The sequence below is a fragment of the Paenibacillus sp. FSL K6-2859 genome, assembly GCF_038008265.1.
GTDB lineage: Bacteria > Bacillota > Bacilli > Paenibacillales > Paenibacillaceae > Paenibacillus_AQ > Paenibacillus_AQ nitricinens.
Map to the genome: position 1 here is coordinate 6,025,253 of NZ_JBBOYU010000001.1, position 19,549 is coordinate 6,044,801.

17 protein-coding genes and 1 riboswitch are annotated in these 19,549 nt (G+C 45.7%); of the genes, 5 read left to right on the forward strand and 12 right to left on the reverse strand.

What is annotated here, in order from left to right:
- Positions 1–124: 124 nt before the first annotated feature.
- Positions 125–649 carry a hypothetical protein gene (locus tag MHB64_RS26835; protein ID WP_094872443.1) on the reverse strand — a complete coding sequence of 175 codons (525 nt, stop codon included), beginning with the start codon at positions 647–649 and terminating at the stop codon, positions 125–127.
- A 60-nt stretch (positions 650–709) separates the two neighbouring features.
- On the reverse strand, positions 710–1,216 hold the full coding sequence (locus tag MHB64_RS26840) for a DUF948 domain-containing protein (protein WP_094872444.1): 507 nt from the start codon (positions 1,214–1,216) through the stop codon (positions 710–712).
- Between the two features lie 188 nt (positions 1,217–1,404).
- Here MHB64_RS26840 and MHB64_RS26845 point away from each other — a divergent pair, with 188 nt between their 5' ends.
- Together MHB64_RS26845 and MHB64_RS26850 are read left to right on the forward strand one after the other, a co-directional pair.
- Positions 1,405–1,572, forward strand: coding sequence for a DUF1328 family protein (locus MHB64_RS26845; protein ID WP_042131050.1), 168 nt, complete (start codon positions 1,405–1,407; stop codon positions 1,570–1,572).
- A gap of 126 nt (positions 1,573–1,698) precedes the next feature.
- Entirely contained in the window at positions 1,699–2,073 is a 375-nt protein-coding gene (locus tag MHB64_RS26850) for a hypothetical protein (protein ID WP_341135752.1), read from the forward strand.
- 236 nt (positions 2,074–2,309) lie between these two features.
- Here the strand turns inward: MHB64_RS26850 and MHB64_RS26855 are convergent, their stop codons facing one another.
- Positions 2,310–3,386, reverse strand: coding sequence for a C40 family peptidase (locus MHB64_RS26855; protein ID WP_341135753.1), 1,077 nt, complete (start codon positions 3,384–3,386; stop codon positions 2,310–2,312).
- 200 nt (positions 3,387–3,586) lie between these two features.
- Positions 3,587–4,456 carry a cation diffusion facilitator family transporter gene (locus tag MHB64_RS26860; protein WP_042191865.1) on the reverse strand — a complete coding sequence of 290 codons (870 nt, stop codon included), beginning with the start codon at positions 4,454–4,456 and terminating at the stop codon, positions 3,587–3,589.
- A 124-nt stretch (positions 4,457–4,580) separates the two neighbouring features.
- On the opposite strand from MHB64_RS26860, the gene MHB64_RS26865 reads away from it, so the two are divergent.
- The gene (locus MHB64_RS26865; protein ID WP_094872449.1) at positions 4,581–4,766 is read left to right on the forward strand and encodes a hypothetical protein; all 186 of its coding nucleotides are present in this window, start codon (positions 4,581–4,583) and stop codon (positions 4,764–4,766) included.
- Between the two features lie 82 nt (positions 4,767–4,848).
- On the opposite strand, the gene MHB64_RS26870 is transcribed toward MHB64_RS26865, so the two are convergent.
- The 3 genes from MHB64_RS26870 to MHB64_RS26880 form a co-directional block, all read right to left on the reverse strand.
- Positions 4,849–5,457, reverse strand: a complete 609-nt coding sequence (locus MHB64_RS26870; RefSeq protein WP_341135754.1) for a histidine phosphatase family protein — start codon at positions 5,455–5,457, stop codon at positions 4,849–4,851.
- 118 nt (positions 5,458–5,575) lie between these two features.
- A complete protein-coding gene (locus tag MHB64_RS26875; protein ID WP_094872450.1) occupies positions 5,576–7,201 on the reverse strand; it encodes an ABC-F family ATP-binding cassette domain-containing protein in 1,626 nt (541 codons plus the stop codon).
- 156 nt (positions 7,202–7,357) lie between these two features.
- Positions 7,358–8,323, reverse strand: coding sequence for an MBL fold metallo-hydrolase (locus MHB64_RS26880; RefSeq protein ID WP_094877866.1), 966 nt, complete (start codon positions 8,321–8,323; stop codon positions 7,358–7,360).
- Between the two features lie 243 nt (positions 8,324–8,566).
- Here MHB64_RS26880 and MHB64_RS26885 point away from each other — a divergent pair, with 243 nt between their 5' ends.
- Both MHB64_RS26885 and MHB64_RS26890 read left to right on the forward strand, forming a co-directional pair.
- Entirely contained in the window at positions 8,567–9,703 is a 1,137-nt protein-coding gene (locus MHB64_RS26885) for a virulence factor (RefSeq protein WP_094877867.1), read from the forward strand.
- 103 nt (positions 9,704–9,806) lie between these two features.
- Positions 9,807–10,012, forward strand: a riboswitch (Lysine riboswitch).
- Between the two features lie 180 nt (positions 10,013–10,192).
- The gene (locus tag MHB64_RS26890) at positions 10,193–11,671 is read left to right on the forward strand and encodes an amino acid permease (protein ID WP_373455899.1); all 1,479 of its coding nucleotides are present in this window, start codon (positions 10,193–10,195) and stop codon (positions 11,669–11,671) included.
- Positions 11,672–11,747: 76 nt separating this feature from the next.
- Here the strand turns inward: MHB64_RS26890 and MHB64_RS26895 are convergent, their stop codons facing one another.
- From MHB64_RS26895 to MHB64_RS26915, 5 genes are all read right to left on the reverse strand, one after another.
- Complete coding sequence (locus MHB64_RS26895; RefSeq protein ID WP_341135755.1) at positions 11,748–12,887, reverse strand: transglutaminase domain-containing protein; 1,140 nt, start codon at positions 12,885–12,887, stop codon at positions 11,748–11,750.
- Between the two features lie 140 nt (positions 12,888–13,027).
- Positions 13,028–15,400 (reverse strand): glycoside hydrolase family 95 protein, encoded by a 2,373-nt coding sequence (locus MHB64_RS26900; protein WP_341135756.1) that lies wholly within the window; start codon positions 15,398–15,400, stop codon positions 13,028–13,030.
- Between the two features lie 115 nt (positions 15,401–15,515).
- Positions 15,516–17,273 carry an ABC transporter substrate-binding protein gene (locus MHB64_RS26905; RefSeq protein WP_341135757.1) on the reverse strand — a complete coding sequence of 586 codons (1,758 nt, stop codon included), beginning with the start codon at positions 17,271–17,273 and terminating at the stop codon, positions 15,516–15,518.
- A gap of 145 nt (positions 17,274–17,418) precedes the next feature.
- Positions 17,419–18,324: a carbohydrate ABC transporter permease gene (locus tag MHB64_RS26910; RefSeq protein WP_094872458.1), complete on the reverse strand. Its 906-nt coding sequence runs from the start codon at positions 18,322–18,324 to the stop codon at positions 17,419–17,421.
- 64 nt (positions 18,325–18,388) lie between these two features.
- Positions 18,389–19,324, reverse strand: coding sequence for an ABC transporter permease (locus tag MHB64_RS26915; protein ID WP_256989940.1), 936 nt, complete (start codon positions 19,322–19,324; stop codon positions 18,389–18,391).
- Positions 19,325–19,549 lie beyond the last annotated feature (225 nt).

Consider the following 19,549-nt stretch of genomic DNA (forward strand, 5'->3'; position numbering starts at 1 on the left):
AATAGGTTCATTTACGCCTTCAGCAAAGTAACCTCCCGAGCCACTACATGTAGTGGTTCGGGAGGTTACTCTATGGTAAAGACAGCCCCTATTTATTAACCAAAATGATCAAAAGTGAAACATATTAAGAAGAAATACTATCAAATAAATCAATACCTTCAAATTCACCTGCTAAATTTCGATATATTTTGAGCGCATTATTTCCTCTCATATACACGTCTCCATCTTCGGCTATAAAATACGGTTTACCCAAGGTAGATTGCACATTATCCTTCATGGGATCAATTCCCACCCCATTTACCTGTAGACCAAACTGCTGTGCTTGAGATGGTGAGACATGCACATACAGCACAAACCCCTCACCAACACCCACTGTCACATCTGCATATTGGTACTCCTCTGTCCCTTGCAATGGATCATTTGTTACCGCAAGCGGATCACCCTTGGCCAGAAGCAATTCTTCCTTCGTAGCATATAAAGCAACACCTTGCAGTGAATCAAACCGGTTTATAGAAGGGCTCGTTTCTGAGGAATATTCAAATGTGAGAACTGTCTTAGGCTGATCACTAAAAGTTGAGATAGGCGTCAACTGTGGAGACGCATCAAAGTATGGGGAAAGTAGACTAAACAAAAGAATGATAATGTTCATGTTGTTATCCCACCTTTCTTATCTGCAGCCGCCATTTACAGAGGACTTGCTGCCTTAACTTTAATGACGGAATTTTTTCCAAAGAGTTGCAGCTACATCTACACTTTTTAACACAGTAGCTATTTTCCCCGGTGCTTTCTCGTTATTAACAGCATCATAAGAGTTTACCGTACGTTCCTCAGCTGGAGTCAGCGGAGCTTCTTTTAAGGATACCCCCTTACGCTTCTCCCTCAATTCATGTGATTTACGATATCTTTCAATCACAGTTACTGAAACTTGCTTAACGGTTAAGGTCAACTCATTCATAACTTCTCCCAAATTCTTCACAGAATCTATGACAGGATCAATCTTCTGAATTTTATTCTGTACATCAGCGGTAATTTCATTTGCATGTCTGACTGTAGTCTTCACTTCATAAGTCAGTTCATCCATCGTCTTCTGCACTTCCACCAAGGTCTGGCTTACTTTGTCAAGAGATTGCTTCGCTGACTGCAATGTCTTAATTAGAAAGAAAACAAGTATTGCGAATGCGATGGCAACGAGAGCTACACTAAGTTCAATGATCATATTCATAACCCCTTCCAAATCTCATAAATAGTGGCTAATCAGCCTTGTATACTGCATAGTTACCCCTACTACCATATGCCGAAACAATCTGTCGAGCGTTGTCAAAACTCCCTGCTCCCCTTTGTTTCAGAATCAAAGTCCCCGTTTATACAATGACTACAAATCAAAAAAAGGATAGGTGATATGTAATGTTAAAATGGTCCGCAATTCTGCTAGTTGTAGCTGTAATCGCTGGTATCTTTGGTTTCTTCAATCTTGTAGCAGCCGCTGCTGGTCTTGCAAAGATACTATTCTTCGTATTCTTGGTTCTGTTTGTTGTTTCCCTCTTCACGGGACGCAGAGGTAGATCGATGTAGCCTCCTCCCATATCTATCCATATATCTTATTCATCATGCAGAAAGTATAGGTCATTCCCACACAGATGTCACTTGAGAAAATAAGAAAAAGTTTTGAAATTAGATCATAATGAGGAGGAACTTAACATGAAAAAATTCGCCAGCATAACAGTTGCCTTAGGACTTATGGCTTCAATAGCAGCTACAGCATCAGCCGCAGAGGTAACAGGGACAACTACAGATTCTACGACCGCAAATGGAAGCACTTACACAACATCTTTTGAAACGATCATTACCCCATCGGATATTACTCCAGCCACACCACAAATTGTTCTAACCGAAAAAACAGCTTTCCACTTTTCAGTTGGCACTATGATTCCCGCAGGCTGGCTTAGCGCTCAAACGCTTGATACCACAGGTGAAGTGATTACGGATACTTGGGGCAATGAATGGAGAGAAATCTACACTTGGCTAGGAAAAGCGTGGGTAAAGGTTCCTGTTGCTGCCAATGTAATTATGTAATTAGTACAAAAAAGATGATAACAAGCATAAATGCCTTCGGCGTCCCTATAAGGACGGCAAGTGTTTAAGCGAGAAATATAAGGATAATTTATAGAACGGAACATATAAACTCTTATATATACAAAAAGCTACCCCCTCAGTAGATCATTCTACTGAGGGGGTAGCTTTTGCGCTTACGCCGCCTTTGTTCACCCGTCACAAACATGCGATGCTGCCGCTTCTGTATACCTATATAATTATCGGATGACCGATCCCCCGAAGAGGAAACGATTCGTCCAAGAAGCGCTTAATTTATCTACTTTCACCCCGCCTGAAGCTACGGAATACGTATGGAGAACTTGTCCATCTCCTAGATACATAGCAACATGCGATATTCTTGCCTTAGATTTGTCGACCCCTTCATACGCTGAAGCGGAGTTCCCTTTATAATCCATAAAGAACATTAGATCGCCGCGTTTCAAACCGGAAATAGACGTAACTACCGTACTATTCGATTTCACCCAATCTCCCTGTTGACGGGAATCAGCAGGCAGTTTCAGATTCACACCATCCATGAAAATTTGCCGGATAAAATCAGAACAATCGAAGGTACTTGTATCATATCTGCTGGAACCAAACTCATAAGGTGTCCCAAGATAGCCCATACCTGCTGAGATTACACTCTCGATTTGGGCAGAAGCCCCAGGTGTAGAAATAGGTGGTACTGGTGCTGGCGGCGTCGGTGTCGGCGTTACCGTCCCAGTCCCCCCATTATTAGCGAACGAAGTATATTGATCATTTGAACTTATATATCCAATGCTACCATCAGAGGTTTGAATTTGATACCAGGAGCTGTTCGGCTGTGCCAGAAGCTGTACTTGTTCTCCCTTCTTCAGAAGTCTCAGTACTTTTCCGCTTGTAGAAGGTGTAGTTCGAAGATTCACTCCGTACTTTATGGTTCCCGTTTGTGCTGATGGTGTTGTTGGTGTACCTACTGATGATGAATTTACGCTGATATACTTATCATCTGCACTTGTATAGCCTACGGATCCATCCGCTGCTTTCACCTGATACCAATAGCTATTCGGTTGTGCCACAATCTGCACTTGATCTCCCTTTTGCAAATACTTCACTACTTCTCCACTTGTAGAAGGTGTACTGCGAAGGCGAACACTTGCCTCGATGACCGCTGTTTGACCGGCTGCTGCTGCCATAACTGAATTTGATGGACTTGAGGCTGCTGCTGCATTTCCAGGAGCAGATACTCCTAAACCTGCAACAATTGCAGCTGAAACCAATAAGGATGCTGTTAATTGCTTATGTGATTTAATCATACGTTCCCCCAATACCATGATGAGATTTCAACAAAGGTGTGTACTACATTCCTTTATGCCCTCATTATAGGCTTGCCCGGGATTTGGAACATGCTCCAAATTGCACATATAATCATGCCACTTTATGGTAAAACACAGGACTAAAGTCTTGAATCCTCCTTGAATATGTTTGTTTTTTCCTTAAAATAGAATTTTTCAATTTAATCTTTAGGTTCCACATGCACCTGTACATTCATAATATTGTGTAGCTTGCTCATTCTCTCTTCAATGGAATCACTAATCCTATGACCTTCCACCACTGTAATATTCGCGTCTACCTCCACTACAACATCCACGTGTACATGGTTCCCGTGCACCCGTGCCTTCACATCTTTAATCCCCTCTACTCCCGGTGTTCGAGCAATCGTACTACGTAGATCCATCAATCTATCTTCATCAAAGCCATCCGTAAGCCGGTAGGTCGAGTCACGAAAAATATCCCATGCCGTCTTAGAGATAATTAGTCCGACAACTACTGCCGCCGCAGAATCAATCCACGGCAGTCCGAACTGCGCACCTACAATCCCAACAGCAGCACCTATACTAACCATAGCATCCGAAAAATTATCTTTCGCCGCTGCCATGAGTGCACTACTATTTATCTGCTTAGCCAGCCTTTTGTTGTATATGTATACTCCCATCATTGCTACTGCACACACTAGGGCCACACCAGCAGACCATAGCTGCGGGGTTTCCTTTGCACGATCGAAAAAGGACCGCACCGCCTCCACAATCACTTGAATACCTACTACCGCCATAATAAATGAAGCCAACAATGCAGCTACTGTCTCTGCCCGAAAATGTCCATAAGCATGGTCAGAGTCAGGTGGCTTCCGCGAAATCTTTAGACCAACCAACACGGCTGCAGATGCTACGATGTCAGTTAAATTATTGACACCGTCCGCGACCAATGCACTAGAGGCGAATAGATAACCGCTAACCAGCTTGAATGTCGATAAAATGAGGTAAGCGGCTATACTAACCCAAGCGCCACGCTCGCCTTTACGTATATCTTCGTAAATATCAACCATTTTGGCTATCTCCTCGTTTTCTGTTTTGTTAGAAAAGAATTCTTTCAATTATTCTTGCCCTTGTAGCAGCATTTAAAAACAATTAGAATAAAGTGAAGGACTTGCTTCAAAGGAGGTTATCATAATGAGCGAAAACAATGAAAAAGGAAAAATCAATTTAGCTGAAGCTATCCGGCAAAAGCTGGAGCAGAAGAAACAACAATCTTCCTCTAAACCTGGATCAACTTTCCAGGCCGGATCCGCTAAACCCCTAAAAAGTCAGAATAACAAAAAGCCTAGCAACCAACGCCGTCGTACCGGCGGATCCTAGCACTATTTTATAAACATAAAAGGCTGCGTATCCCTCAGGGACAACGCAGCCTTTTATGCGTTCGTCTGCCTTAATGGATGGGCTAGAACTCATCAAATTCATAACTGATTCTCTTTATTGTATAATTAGCCAACTGAAAACATGCGCTTTGGGAAACCTCAAGTGATAAGGCGTCCTGTCTTGCAAGCCCCGCGTATACTCCCCGTAGAATTCTACTTGTTAATCCATGTGTAACCGCAATGACCCGCGGAGTGGAGGACAAGCTATCAAGCCAGTCTGTGACACGCTCCTGAACCGCTTCATAGCTCTCTCCATCTGGTGAACGAAAATACCAATCATACATAGTCGTATCTTCAAGACTATTCGGCCAGCCCTGCTCAATTTCCTTAAGCGTTAACCCTGACCAAGAACCAACGGAAACCTCACTTAACCTAGAATCCGTTTCTACTTTATTGAAATCATAACCTAAGATATCACACAAAATTTGTGTGCTTTGCAGCGCTCTCCCAAGTGGACTTGAAATCACCTTCCATTCGGAGGGATGATCCACCGAATAACGAAGCAGCCTGCCCATTTGTCTGACTTGATCCATTCCATGCTCAGTCAGAGGTGAATCCAATTGGCCTTGGTAACGACCTTCCGTATTAAATTCGGTCTCCCCATGCCTCATAATAAAAATAGTTCTGTCCACAAGCATCACCTGCCGTTATCTTTTCAAAATAGAAATTATAAAGACAGCTACTCCAATCCTATTAGGATTAGAGTAGCTGCTTAACGGGTTCCTTCCGCATAACGGCGGAAAGTAAATATTATACTTCTACAGGATACATGCGTTGGCGCATTTCCTTAATTTCTGGATTCTCTAAATACTCATCGTATGTCATCGTGCGATCAATTACACCTGTAGGTGTGATCTCAATGATACGGTTAGCAATCGTTTGGATGAACTGATGGTCATGGGAAGTGAATAGAATAGTCCCGTCGAAATCGATCAGTCCGTTATTCAGTGCCGTAATGGATTCCAAATCCAAGTGATTGGTAGGTTCATCGAATACAAGCACGTTCGCACCGTTCAGCATCATCTTCGCCAGCATACAGCGAACCTTCTCGCCCCCGGACAATACGCTTGCTTTCTTCAGTGCTTCTTCTCCGGCGAACAGCATCCGTCCAAGGAATCCACGTAGGAACGTCTCATCTTGATCTTTAGAATACTGACGCAGCCATTCTACGAGATTCATGTCCACGCCATCGAAATAGCTGGAGTTGTCTTTCGGGAAATAAGCTTGAGTTGTAGTGACTCCCCATGCATATTCACCTGCATCCGCTTCCTGCTCACCCATGATCACATCAAACAGCAGTGATTTAGGCTGGGAGTAAGGACCCACGAAAGCAATCTTATCACCTTTGTTAACTACAAAGCTGATTTCATCAAGAACCTTCTCACCTTCAACCGATTTGGTCAATCCACTGATTGTCAGAAGCTGCTTACCTGCTTCACGTTCAGGTTTGAAGTTGAGGAACGGATATTTACGGTTAGATGGACGAATGTCATCCAACGTAATTTTCTCGAGTTGTTTCTTACGAGAAGTCGCCTGCTTAGACTTGGAAGCATTGGCCGAGAAACGCTGAATAAAGGCTTGCAGTTCCTTGATCTTGTCTTCCTTCTTCTTGTTCGAATCACGCTGCAAAGCTTGAGCAAGCTGACTGGACTCATACCAGAAGTCGTAGTTACCAACGTACATCTGGATTTTGCCAAAATCAATATCCGCAATATGCGTACATACTTTGTTCAAGAAGTGACGGTCATGGGATACGACGATAACAGTACCTTCATAATCCATGAGAAAGTTCTCTAACCAGCCAATCGATTCTAGATCCAAGTGGTTGGTAGGCTCATCGAGCAGGAGGTTATTTGGACGGCCAAACAAGGCTTGTGCCAAGAGTACCCGTACCTTCTCATTGCCGCTCAGTTCGGCCATTTTCTTATCATGCAGTTCACGCATAATACCAAGACCGATCAGCATAGCTGCCGCATCCGGCTCTGCATCCCAGCCATTAAGTTCTGCAAATTCGCCTTCAAGCTCACCGGCACGTAGGCCATCTGCTTCCGTGAAATCTGACTTCGCATAAAGCGCGTCCTTTTCTTTCATGATTTCATAAAGACGAGTGTGACCCATAATTACTGTTTCAAGTACCGGGAATTCATCGTACTCGAAATGATTCTGCTTCAGAACTGCAAGGCGTTCACCTGGTGTTATATGAACATCACCCGTGTTCGCTTCAATCTCCCCAGACAGAATTTTCAGAAAGGTTGATTTACCAGCACCATTGGCACCAATCAAACCATAGCAGTTACCAGGGGTGAATTTTATGTTTACATCTTCGAAGAGAGCGCGTTTTCCGTAGCGGAGTGTTACGCCGCTTGTGCTAATCATTACGCATTACCATCCTTTTCACTTTAGGGTTTCGGCTCATTATAGCATAAAATCAGTGCAAAAATCCCGTGAAATAGGCATTTAAGCTGATCTCTCTCCTGCGAAACTTATTCCAGCTGTTTTACAGCGACAACTTTTAAGGAGGAATTTTTTCAATTATTCCCCAGATGTGCGATTCTCCTTTTGTACGACCAGTGTTTCTCCATAACCGAGTATACGAATTCTTTCCTCCGAAATCGCGTGTTTAACTCGGGCATTCTCCATACGATCCAGTGCTTCCCGGGCGGTATCATCAGCAAGTCTGAAGGTACCGTAATGCATCGGAATCATGGTCTCCGCCCCTACATCTAGGAAAGCTTGTATGGCTTCCTCAGGATTTACATGCTGAGAGGTCATGAACCATTCCGGTTCATAGGCCCCAATCGGCATAAGCGCGATATCGATCTTATAACGGTTTCCGATCTCCTTAAAGCCTGGGAAATAACCGCTGTCCCCAGCGAAATAAAGATTTGGAGAAGACTTCTGATTTCCGGAGTCAGCGGGCTCCAAGATGTACCCACCCCAATGAGAAGTATTCGTATCCCATGGCGTTCTCCGCGTCCAGTGCTGAGTAGGAACAAAACTAAGCTTGATCTTACCTAGCTTAATCTCCTGCCACCATTCCATTTCCACACAGTTGTGGAACCCTTTGCGAAGCATTTTACGCTTCAGACCAACAGGAACTACAAGCGTTGTCCCTGCCCGATATAATTTACGGATAGAGGCGATATGCAAATGGTCATAATGAGAGTGCGAAATCAGAATCAGGTCAATCGGTGGCACTTCGCTAAGTGGAATCCCAGGTTGTCCCAGTCTTTTTTCAAAGCCTAGCCTTCTCGCCCAGATGGGATCTGTAATGATATTCATCCCTTCATATTGAAGGAAAAATGTTGAATGCCCAATCCACGTAATGGTATTCTCCAATCGATTCTCAGACAGATAAGATACTTTGGGCGGCGTATTCGGTACAACATAAGAATAGTCCTTCTTCTTGCGACGACGCTCCTCACGCCACTGGCGAAATTCCTTTAATGATTTATCGGTACTTACATTATCGACGTTATGGTAACGAGTTTTAGGCATACAACACCTCTTCTTCAGAAGTTTACCGGGCAATCCTAGCTTTTGCGAATATACTACAACTATATTGAACAGCAGCGTATTTTGCAAAATATACAAATAGCATGATAAAGGTTCGCCCTTTTATTCCTCACAATGGCAGACTTTAGCGAAATAATAGAAGAGTTCTTTTGGTTTCACGCCAGAAATGAGATAATATGTGTATAAAGTATGGCGGTGCATATACCGTTCAAGGGGGAGCTACGTATGAAGATTACTTTTATTGAACCGACTCCAAGTCCAAATACGATGAAGCTACATTTGGACGAAAGTTTAGAACCCGGAATTCGCAAAACCTATACGCCAGAAAGTGAGCGTTCCGCACCTGCTTGGGCACGTGAAATGTTAACGATACCGGGCGTTACTAGCATTTATCATGCCGCTGACTTTGCAGCACTTGAGCGCAAAGGCAACGCCGATTGGGCGGCCATTCTAAGGGAAGTTCAAAGCCGCTTCGGGAGCAACGAAGGATTAACTGGAGATTGGAGTCTGGCTGACGAGAATGCCGGTGCGCATTTTGGGGAAGCGCAAGTCTTCGTCCAATTGTTCCGCGGAATTCCGATGCAAATCCGCGTAAAAACAGGCGCGAATGAAGAGCGCATATCCTTAGCTAACCGCTTTACTAAAGCGGTTATGGATGTGGCTAGCGCCGTAATGATCAAAGAGCGCAAGCTCACCGATTACGGCGTGCGTTATGGCGAGCCCGCGGACATTGCGCGCGAGGTCGAGCAAGAAATCGAGGCAGCGTATCCGCAGGAACGCCTCGACTCCCTCGTGCAGCAAGCTATTGCGCACGGAGCCGAAGGTGAGTTCGTCGAGCAGAGACGAACTCGCACGCAGGATGAGCTGCTGCGAGACCTGAAGCATGAGGATTGGCGCGTGCGGTACGCCGCGCTCGAGGATCTTACGCCGACGGCGGAGCTCCTGCCGGAGCTTAAGGCAGCGCTACACGATCCCAAGCTGCATATTCGCAGGCTTGCTGTCGTGTATCTAGGTGACCTTCGCACACCTGAGGCGATGGAGCTGCTCTATGAGGCGATGGCTGACAGCGCCCCAGCCGTAAGACGTACGGCTGGCGATACGCTATCCGACATCGGCGATCCTGCCGCCACGCCAGTGATGACGGCAGCACTAACGGATAAGAGCAAGCTTGTCCGCTGGCGCGCAGCTCGTTTTCTTTACGAAGTTGGCACATCTGAAGCTCAAGATGCGCTTACACTTGCAGCGGATGATCCAGAGTTCGAGGTTGGCCTTCAAGCCAAGATGGCGTTGGAGCGTATCGCCTCAGGTGAAGCCGCAGCAGGTACTGTATGGCAACAGATGTCAGAGCGCCGCCGTAATTAACACGGAAGTACCTGATTTTGTCATTGCTTTGAGAAGTAAACTTGCTTTATACTAATTCCTGTTGTTTATAAATGAATGAAGTAAAGATAGCCTCGTCATACTAAGATGAGGTAGAGGTCGCGGATATAAAAAGTACGCGTGTGGAGACGTTAGAGCCGTCTATGAATCACGCCGAAAGGAATATCCGCCGAAGCTTGTGCTGTAGCTCTTACAGCGGTGCAGGCTGGGGCCGTTGCCGAAAGGCACGGAACTGTCACATTGTACAGCCTGCGTAAGTAGCAGACTGCAGTGTGTTGCGCTATCTTCACAGGGAGTATGATGCGGAGCTGTATAGATGGAAGCCGCAGACATAGTTTGCGGCTTCTTTGCGTTTACAGAATTTGTATGTTTCGTACATCATCGAAGTATACCTCCCGCCTTGCGGGAGTAAGCAGCTCAGCGCTCCCCGTTCATGAACAGTAAGATTAGATCATAAGGAGTGTCATATTCATGCAGGGCAATCAGCACAACCCAGCGCAAGGCAACATGAATCAGCCTGCGCTTAAAAAATCGTTCAAAGCAAGACATTTGACCATGATCGCACTAGGCGGATCTATTGGGACGGGTCTGTTTCTAGCCAGTGGCGGCGCGATCGCTTCAGCAGGACCTGGTGGAGCCCTTCTGGCTTATACCGCTGTGGGGGTAATGGTTTATTTTCTCATGACTAGTCTTGGAGAGCTCGCCACCTATTTACCTGACTCGGGGTCCTTCAGTACCTACGGCACTCGTTTTGTCAGCCCCGGCTTTGGTTTCGCCATCGGTTGGAACTTCTGGTATAACTGGGCGGTTACGATTGCAGCAGAGCTATCAGCGGCTACCCTCATCATCAAATATTGGTTCCCGGACAGTCCTTCCTTCCTCTGGAGTCTGGTGTTCCTTCTACTGATGTTCGGTCTGAATTTCCTATCTGCTCGTGGCTATGGGGAATCAGAATATTGGTTTGCTATTATCAAAATCATTACCGTTATCGCCTTCCTTATTGTCGGGGTGCTCATGATATTCGGCATTATGGGTGGAAAAGCTGTAGGCTTCAGTAACTTCCAAATGGGGGGCAGTTCCTTCAACGGTGGCTTCTTTGCCTTCGTCGGGGTATTTATGGCAGCCGGATTCTCCTTCCAGGGTACCGAGCTAATCGGCGTTGCTGCGGGTGAGAGCGAGAATCCACGCCGCAACGTCCCCATTGCGATCCGCCAAGTATTCTGGCGTATATTAATCTTTTATATCCTTGCTATATTTGTAATCGGAATGTTGATTCCTTATACGAATCCAGATCTGCTGCGCGGTGGCATCGATGACATCGGAGTCAGTCCGTTTACGATCGTGTTCAATAAAGCCGGGCTTGCCATTGCTGCATCCGTAATGAATGCCGTCATTCTCAGCTCTGTACTGTCGGCAGGGAACTCTGGAATGTATGCTTCCACCCGTGTCCTGTATGCAATGGCTAAGGATGGAATGGCTCCACGCGCACTGGGCAAGCTTAATCGCCGTGGTGTCCCTGTTGGCGCTTTGCTAGTAACTACGGCTGTCGGAATGCTTGCCTTTCTTGCTTCATTCTTTGGTGATGGTGCCGTATATAACTGGCTACTGAACGCCTCTGGGATGTGCGGATTTATTAACTGGCTAGGCATTGCAGTCTGCCACTACCGCTTCAGACGTGCCTTTATAGCACAAGGCCATTCCCTAGATGAACTACCTTACCGGGCCAGATGGTTCCCATTCGGACCTATTTTTGCCTTAGCACTTTGTATTGTAGCTATACTCGGTCAGAATATGGGCGCCTTCACAGGTGGAACGATCGACTGGTATGGTATCGCCGTTTCTTATATCAGCTTACCGCTGTTTCTCTTAATCTGGTTCGGCTATCGCTGGTTCCGAAAGAGCAGTATTATTCCTTTGGATAAATGCGATCTTAGTACTCACCCAGAATAAAATGGACCCGTAAAAAAACAAAAAGGGATGTCCCGCAGCCATTCAGGCTTATGGGATGTCCCTTTCTTATATCCTTCTATTCCCAAGTCACAAACACTTTGAGATCGCCCGTATTGTCAAAAGCAGAACTGGAGTAAGATACATCCTCTAGTCCAAGCTTATATAGCTCCTGCAGGTCATTCTTAAGCTGAGTTCCACTCCCATGATAGCGGAATAATATAGACACCTCACCGGAGGCCATTGCCTTATTCGCTAGCCGAGTCAGATCTCCTACCGAACGTACAATTAGCTCCTCGGCATATAGCTCATAATTGAGATCCTTCTGAAGCTTTTTATACACAGCTGCACTCTGTCCTCCACGCTCCACAAGTGCAGACAAGGTCTTATGATAGCCTACCGACGCTGCCGGATAGGATTTCGTCCAGCTATGATCCTGACGCATCTGTGCATCTGTCCTCATGTAGTACGCCGTACTAATAACGCCAGCCTTATCCGGTGTCGGGTCATCCCAAGTCGTGTCGAGATGATACCACCGTCCATCTAATAACACTAGATTCCAAGCATGCAACTGACTACGTCCTCCCGGCTGCTTTGCTGTACCCTCAACGATTTTATTCGTGAATCCAGCTTCCTTTAACAGCTTATAGGTCAACAGCGAATACCCTTGGCAAACGGCGCTGCCACTCTTCAATCCTTCATAAGCCGTATATTTACGATACGAAGTATCATATTTCAGATGAAGCACAACCCAATCGTGGATCGCCTTGACCTTCTGATGATTGTTCATGCCCGGCGTTATGATCTTCTTCAGCGCTGCATTCACTTCTTTGTTCACAAAAGCCGTCTGCTCCAGCGTCTCCAAATATTTCACTTCCACCGTAACTTTTACAGAGCTTGCGCTTCCTCGATAAGTATATCCGTAGCTGTCTATAATGTAATACAAATAAGGGTCACTAGCCATCGCTTGATCCAGGGCCGCTTGTATTTTCGTTTTCAAATTTGAACCTTTGCTCTCATAAGTAAAAGTAATGGTCTCCCTTCGGTTGTTCATTGCACCCGTTAGCTTCTGCGCTACTTCATTTACAGAATGAAGTGTGGGTGAACTCGAAGCCGCATAAGCATGACCCCAGCCCCAATAAATCATCGGTGGAATAGCAGCGAATATAATCACTCCTCCCAGAATGATCTTTACTAATGTGAAGCGTTTTTTCCACATATATATTCCGTTCCTCCGGCTCCTATAGTCTTATAACGAACCCTATCATTTAATAGATAATGAGCGTTTAGGCAAAAAAAGACTGCTCCCTGTAGAATAATTCTACTCTGAGAACAGCCTATATGCTAGAACGATGTGTTTTATTCGCTTTGTGGTGTAATGATATAGGTCTCTCCTATTACGGTTTCAAATTCCATCTCTAGCCCTATTCGTGAACCATCAGAACTTTGAATGAGCAAAGGCTGGTGACTATAAATTCTGCAGATTTGACCATGAGTCGAGGTCAGCTCCGCCTTCATTAAGCGTCCTTCACGCCATTCTATATTTGTGATAAAGCCGCCACGTGCTACTAAGCCTTTCACACTACCTTCAGACCATTCTTCTGGAAGAGCCGGTAATAATTCAAGCCCTTCCTGATGACTCTGCAAGAGCATTTCAGCAATTCCGGCCGTAGTTCCGAAGTTACCGTCAATCTGAAATGGAGGGTGATTACCGAATAAATTCGGCAGACTTGAATCTTGCAAAATACGACGTAAACAGCTATACGCACTCCCTCCATCCTTCAAACGTGCATATAGATTAAGCAGCCAGGCTGCACTCCAGCCCGTGTGTCCACCCCCGCCTTCCAAGCGCTTCTTAAGCGTTAACGCTGCTGCCTCCGCTAGCTCTGGTGTGGAAGAAGGACTAATTACATTTCCGGGATATAAATCATACAAATGAGAGACATGGCGGTGCCCAGGCTCTTGTTCAGCAAAATCCTCACTCCATTCACGAATACGTCCGTCCGGTGCAATCCCAGGATGAGCGAGTCGTTCCTGTTTCTGACTCAGCTCCTGCCTCAGCTGGGCATCGGTATTCAAAATCTCAGCAGCCCGAATGCAATGCTTGAACAGCTCATCGATCAGCGATAAATCCATAGCTGAGCCAGCTGAAACACTGCATGGCGTGCCATCAGCAGTCAAGAATACATTCTCCGGTGACGTAGACAGACCCGTTGTCCATCTTCCATCAGGCAGCTCTACCAGCCAATCCAGACAAAATAATGCGGCTCCCTTTAACAAAGGAAAAGCTGTGTTGCGCAAATATTCCTCGTCTGGACGGAAAGCGTAACGTTCCCATAAATGGCGAGAGAGCCAAACGCCTCCCATTGGCCAAAATGCCCACATCGCCTTGCCGTCTGACGGAGATGTCATACGCCACAAATCTGTATTATGATGCACCGTCCAGCCACGTGCGCCATAATGAATATTAGCTGTACGACTGCCAGCCACACTAAGTTCAGTAATAAAATCGATTAAAGGTTCATGGCATTCACCCAACCCGCATAACTCGGCTGGCCAATAATTCATTTCAGTGTTTATATTGGTCGTATAATTACTGTTCCATGGCGGCTGGAGATAGGGATTCCAGATCCCTTGCAGATTCAGAGCTTGTGTACCCGGCCGTGAGCCAGCAATCATCAGGTACCGGCCATACTGGAACAGCAGCGCTTCTAGCGCAGAATCTGCCTGCCCCTCCTGGTACCGTTTTAGTCGCTCATCCGTGGGAAGCTCTATCCGGGAGGACGAAGATGCAAGCGTCAACTCCACGCGGCGGAACAAGGACTGATGATCCTCTAGATGGCGCTGCTTCAGCTTCGCATATCCAGTAGAAGATAAAGCCAATTGCTCTAGGCACAACTCCGAAGGTAGCTTACCGCCGCTTCCTGGCATCCGGTCATACCCGGCAAAATCGGTTGCTGCAGCTAGACGGATCGTAATGGAGCGCGCACCTGAAACCGACAATATACCGTTCTCAGCTCTACAATTACCGCCATCTGTACGGATCTCCATTGCAGCGGCAAAACTTATGCCGAGACCCTCTTCGTATAATACAGCACGCGGATGATCTCCTACATAATTATCAGCAACATGCGACGGGGCACGACCGGTCATTATCAGCATACCGTCAGGAGTAATCTCTGGTCGAGAAGGATGCGGCGAAGTTAGAGCCACCGAGAAATCCGGTAGAATGCCCACACCCTTTCTCCCCTCTGCATGGATATGAATGACTATAAGTTCATCTGGTCTGCTGGCCAAAACTTCGCGCACAATCCTTACATCCCCAGCAGTATAGGATACCGTAGCAAGCGCTTGATTCAAATCAAGCTCTCTCTGATAATCCTCTATAGGACTACCAAGATTGAACTTCATTCGCAAGTCTCCGAGCGGTTGATAGGATTCAGTCCGTCTGCCTAACATCTTGGAATCTACCAGTGCTTCCGCTTTCTTGTATTCCCCCTCTGCCACTAAATGTTTGGCCGGAGCCAAATGACGCAGCGCCTCATAATTAGCTGTATCCCGTGGAAAGCCCGACCATAAGGTGTCTTCATTTAGTTGAATCAGTTCTTCTTCCGTTCCGCCAAAGACCATGCCGCCCAGACGGCCGTTACCGACTGGCATTGCCTCTTCCCATACAGCCGCAGGCTGCTTATACCAGAGATCATGCCGCCCAGTGTTCTTACCTTCTCCCACGTATATTCCTCCTATCCTGTAATTACAGATGAAAAGAAATCGGCGGGAAGCCCGGACTTTCGTTCGGACTTCCCGCCATCTTCATGCTTTTATTTTATTAGCCGCGATTCAGTAATTACTCATTCCAAAGTTTCACGCGTTGTTTAACCAGCTCTTCACGTAAATCTTCAGCTTTCGTCACGTCAGCTTTATCCAGTTCAGCCATATAAGCATCCCAAACTTTGTCGAAATCAGCTGGTTTGGACAAGATGGCTTCAGGAATCCGTTTCCAACTGATATCCTTCAGCTTGTTGTCGAGAACGACAATTTCACTATCCCCAGGAATCGTGATGTTCCATGCCGCGCCCCAAGGTTTAACTTTGAATTCATCTTCATTTGGGAAGAGGTCTTTCCAAGTTGTTGCTTTATAAGCAGCAAGTGTTTCTTTTTCAACTGCATTGTAGCCTACAGTTACTTGCTCAGGGAAACGAGTTGTATAGTAATTTCCAGTTGGGTCCAATACGCCGTCACCATAGTGAGCGCTAAGCAGAGCATAGTTTGATCCGACATTGCCAAGTCCTGTTTCTTTTTGGAAATTGGTAGTGTCATTATATTTGCGGTTGTTCACATCTTCAGGAATGACACGTTTGCCGTCAACTACGTTATAATGCTTACCTTCAATACCCCAGTTAACCAATACTTGACCTTCATCGGAAGCTAAGTAGTCCAAGAATTTAATTGCACGTACTGGATCTTTAGCATCTACACTGATCCCAATACCGTTACCACCCATAAAGCCTGTAGGCCAGAAGGAAGTTTCTTTGTACTCTTCAGACAGGGTTACTGGATAGTGCCCGTATCCTTGATCCAGCTTACCTTCAGCTTTCAATGCTCTTTCTCCATCGCCATAACCCCAGTCTTGGTCAATCAAACCAATAACACGGCCGGTAGCGATTTTAGCTTTGTACTGATCATACTTTTGAACGAAGCTTTCCGGGTCAAGCAATCCGATATCATTCATATGGTTGAGCCAGCGGAAATATTCTTTCTCAGCAGGACGACGGAAGTGATAAGTTACCTCTTGTGTGTCGATATCGATTGCATATTCACCATCATCAGGAGAGCCTGTAGTAGTGAATGCTGGGTTAGTTACTGTAATGTACATGTACCAATCATCTGCATTTAGGGTCAGACCGATGTTTTTGTTACCATTTTCATCGGTGGGATGTTTTTCCAGATAAGCCTTGATTACGTTCTCATAATCTTGGACCGTTTTAATTACAGGATATCCCGCTTCTTTAACAGCACGATGCTGTAGTTCAAATCCGCCACCAGCATCAAAGTATTTGTTATCCACACCTGCATACGTAGGAATAGCATAAATCGCGTGGTCATCATCACTGTAGCGTGAGCGTTTCATGCCTTCTTCGCCTAATACTTTTTTGATGTTCGGAGCATATTTTTCAATCAGATCTGTCAGATCAAGCATTGCGCCTGCATCCACCAGCTTGCTTACGTCGGTCTTGGCACTGATCAGATCCGGATAATCACCGCTCGCTGCGATCAACGCTACTTTTTGAGCAGGGTCACCAACCGCGTATTCAGCATTCAAGGTAACTCCTGTTTTTTCCGTAATCACTTTACCAACTTCGTCTTGCATGCCTGTCCAGTTCGGGTTAGGGTCAGCACTGAAGAAAGTCATCGTGAGCGGAGAAGTATCCTCAACCGCATTGGCCGAATTAGCCGCATTACCCTTATTTGTTGCATTTTTAGCTACATCTCCAGCTGCGTTATTGCCGTTATTTCCACCACAACCTGCGAGCATGCCGAGCATCATAATAGAAGTGAGTGTAAGTGCAGTTGCTTTAGCTTTTATTTTTCTATTATTCCCCATTACATAAACCCTCCTTAAAATTGTTTATCTATCGTATCACAGATAAATCCTGTTAATACTTATCCCAAAACTTCCCACAGGAAAAGAAAACGGATACAAAACACAATTAAAGTGCAGGGGAGACTAAGCTCCCCTGTAGCTGTGATTAGCTCTTCACAGCGCCAAGTGTCATACCTTGAACAAAGTACTTCTGAATGAACGGATACACCAACAAAATTGGTACGGTTACGACAATCGTAATCGCCATCTTGATAGACTCTGGCGAGACCTGATTCGAAGCTAGAGAAGCAATGTTGGAGCGGTAATCGCCACCATTACCACTGGTTGTACTCTGCAGAACCTTCATCAGTTCATATTGCAATGTCGTCAGCTGAGGGCTTGAACCATTATACAAATACGTATCAAACCATGCATTCCATTGACCTACCGCCAGGAACAGCGCGATTGTTGCTAGAGCCGGCTTCATCAGCGGCAGGATGACACGCCAGTAAATGGTAAAATCATTCGCTCCATCCAGTTTCGCCGATTCCTGCAGTGCATACGGCAGACCGTCAATAAAGGAGCGGATAACGAAGACATTAAAAGCACTAACTAATCCAGGCAATACGTAGACTGCAAAGCTGTTCATCATGTGCAGATCCTTGATCAGCATGTATATTGGAATCATCCCTCCAGAGATATACATGGTCATCGCCAAGAATGTGGAGACGAACTTGCGGCCTGCAAAGTCAGGACGACTGATCGTAAATGCTAGCATCGAGGCACTGATCAGTCCGAACAAAGTACCGATGACTGTCCGCAAAGCGGATATTTTGAACCCGGTCATCAGCCCTGCGAAACTGAAGATTTTCAAGTAATTGTCCCAGGTAAATTCCCGGGGATAAATGGTGATACCGCCGCGCACACTATCCACTGAATCATTCAGCGAGATCGCAAGCACATTCAGAAACGGATAGATCGTGATTACAACCACGAACAGTACTACGAAGTACACTATGAAGTCAAAGATCCGGTCTGACCACGACTTTCCGGTAATAGCTGTGTTCCCCACTGTAACGCTCTCCTTTCATGAAAAGGGCAATATTGCAGCCACGATTGGTAGAAGGTCTTCTGTGTTACAGAAGGCTCTCTTTAGTTGTACGCTTGAAGATTCCATTAATCGTAAACAGTAGGATTACACTGATCACTGAGTTGAATATATTGATCGCGGTACCGTAGGAATATCTCGCCATGCCTAGTCCGTATTTCAGAGAGTACAGATCCAGCACCTGAGAATAATCGGTAACGAGGTTGTTTCCAAGCAAGAATTGCTTCTCAAAGCCGATATTCAGCAAATTACCAATCGACATAATGAGTAGCACTGTAATGGTCGGCCGGATACCTGGAAGGGTAATATGCCATACTTGGCGAAGCCTGCTGGCTCCGTCTACCCGGGCCGCTTCGTACAGTTCAGGTCCGATACCCGAGATAGCTGCAAGGTAGATAATCGCATTCCACCCGGTTTCTTTCCACACATCTGATAAAGTAACGATTCCCCAGAAGAGATGGCCCTGAGCCATGAACTGAATAGGTGAGTCTATAAATCCAATTGTTAACAAGAGATCGTTTACAAGACCATTTTCACTAGATAACATTTTAGTTACAATTCCCGCTGCAACCACCCAAGATACAAAGTGGGGCAAATACGAGACCGTCTGAGCAAATCGTTTAAAAAATCCGAGGCGAACTTCGTTTAGCAATATTGCAAACGTTATCGGAAAGATAAAGCCTGCGATGAGACCCATTCCACTCATCGCCAGCGTATTACGCAGCGCCAGAAGGAATTGCGAGTCACTGAACAGTGTCTTAAAGTGTTCAAAACCTACCCATTCTTGTTCAAAAAAGCCACGTGCGGGCTTGTACTTTTGAAAAGCCATCGTCCAGCCCCATAAGGGGAGATAACTGAAAACGAATGCCCAGATGACAAAAGGTATCGACATCATCCACAAATACTTTTGATTCTTAAAGCTTCTCCAAAACCGTCCTCCTGAAGCAGGCTTTTTGTTGCGCATTCGGGTGTCCGGCGGGATTTGAGCAGTTACTGTGTCCGCTTTCATAAAGCCCCTCCTCTCTATGTCATAATTCTAAAACTTTGTAAGCGATTGCAGTACCCTATAAATTCGACTTAAAATCAGGTGAAAATTAGAGATTTTTGTCCGGGGTGAATTCTCTTTTCGCTCATCGACACAGGGGGGCTAATGCTGCTGGCGTTTGCATTATTCTTTGGATTGGACTTC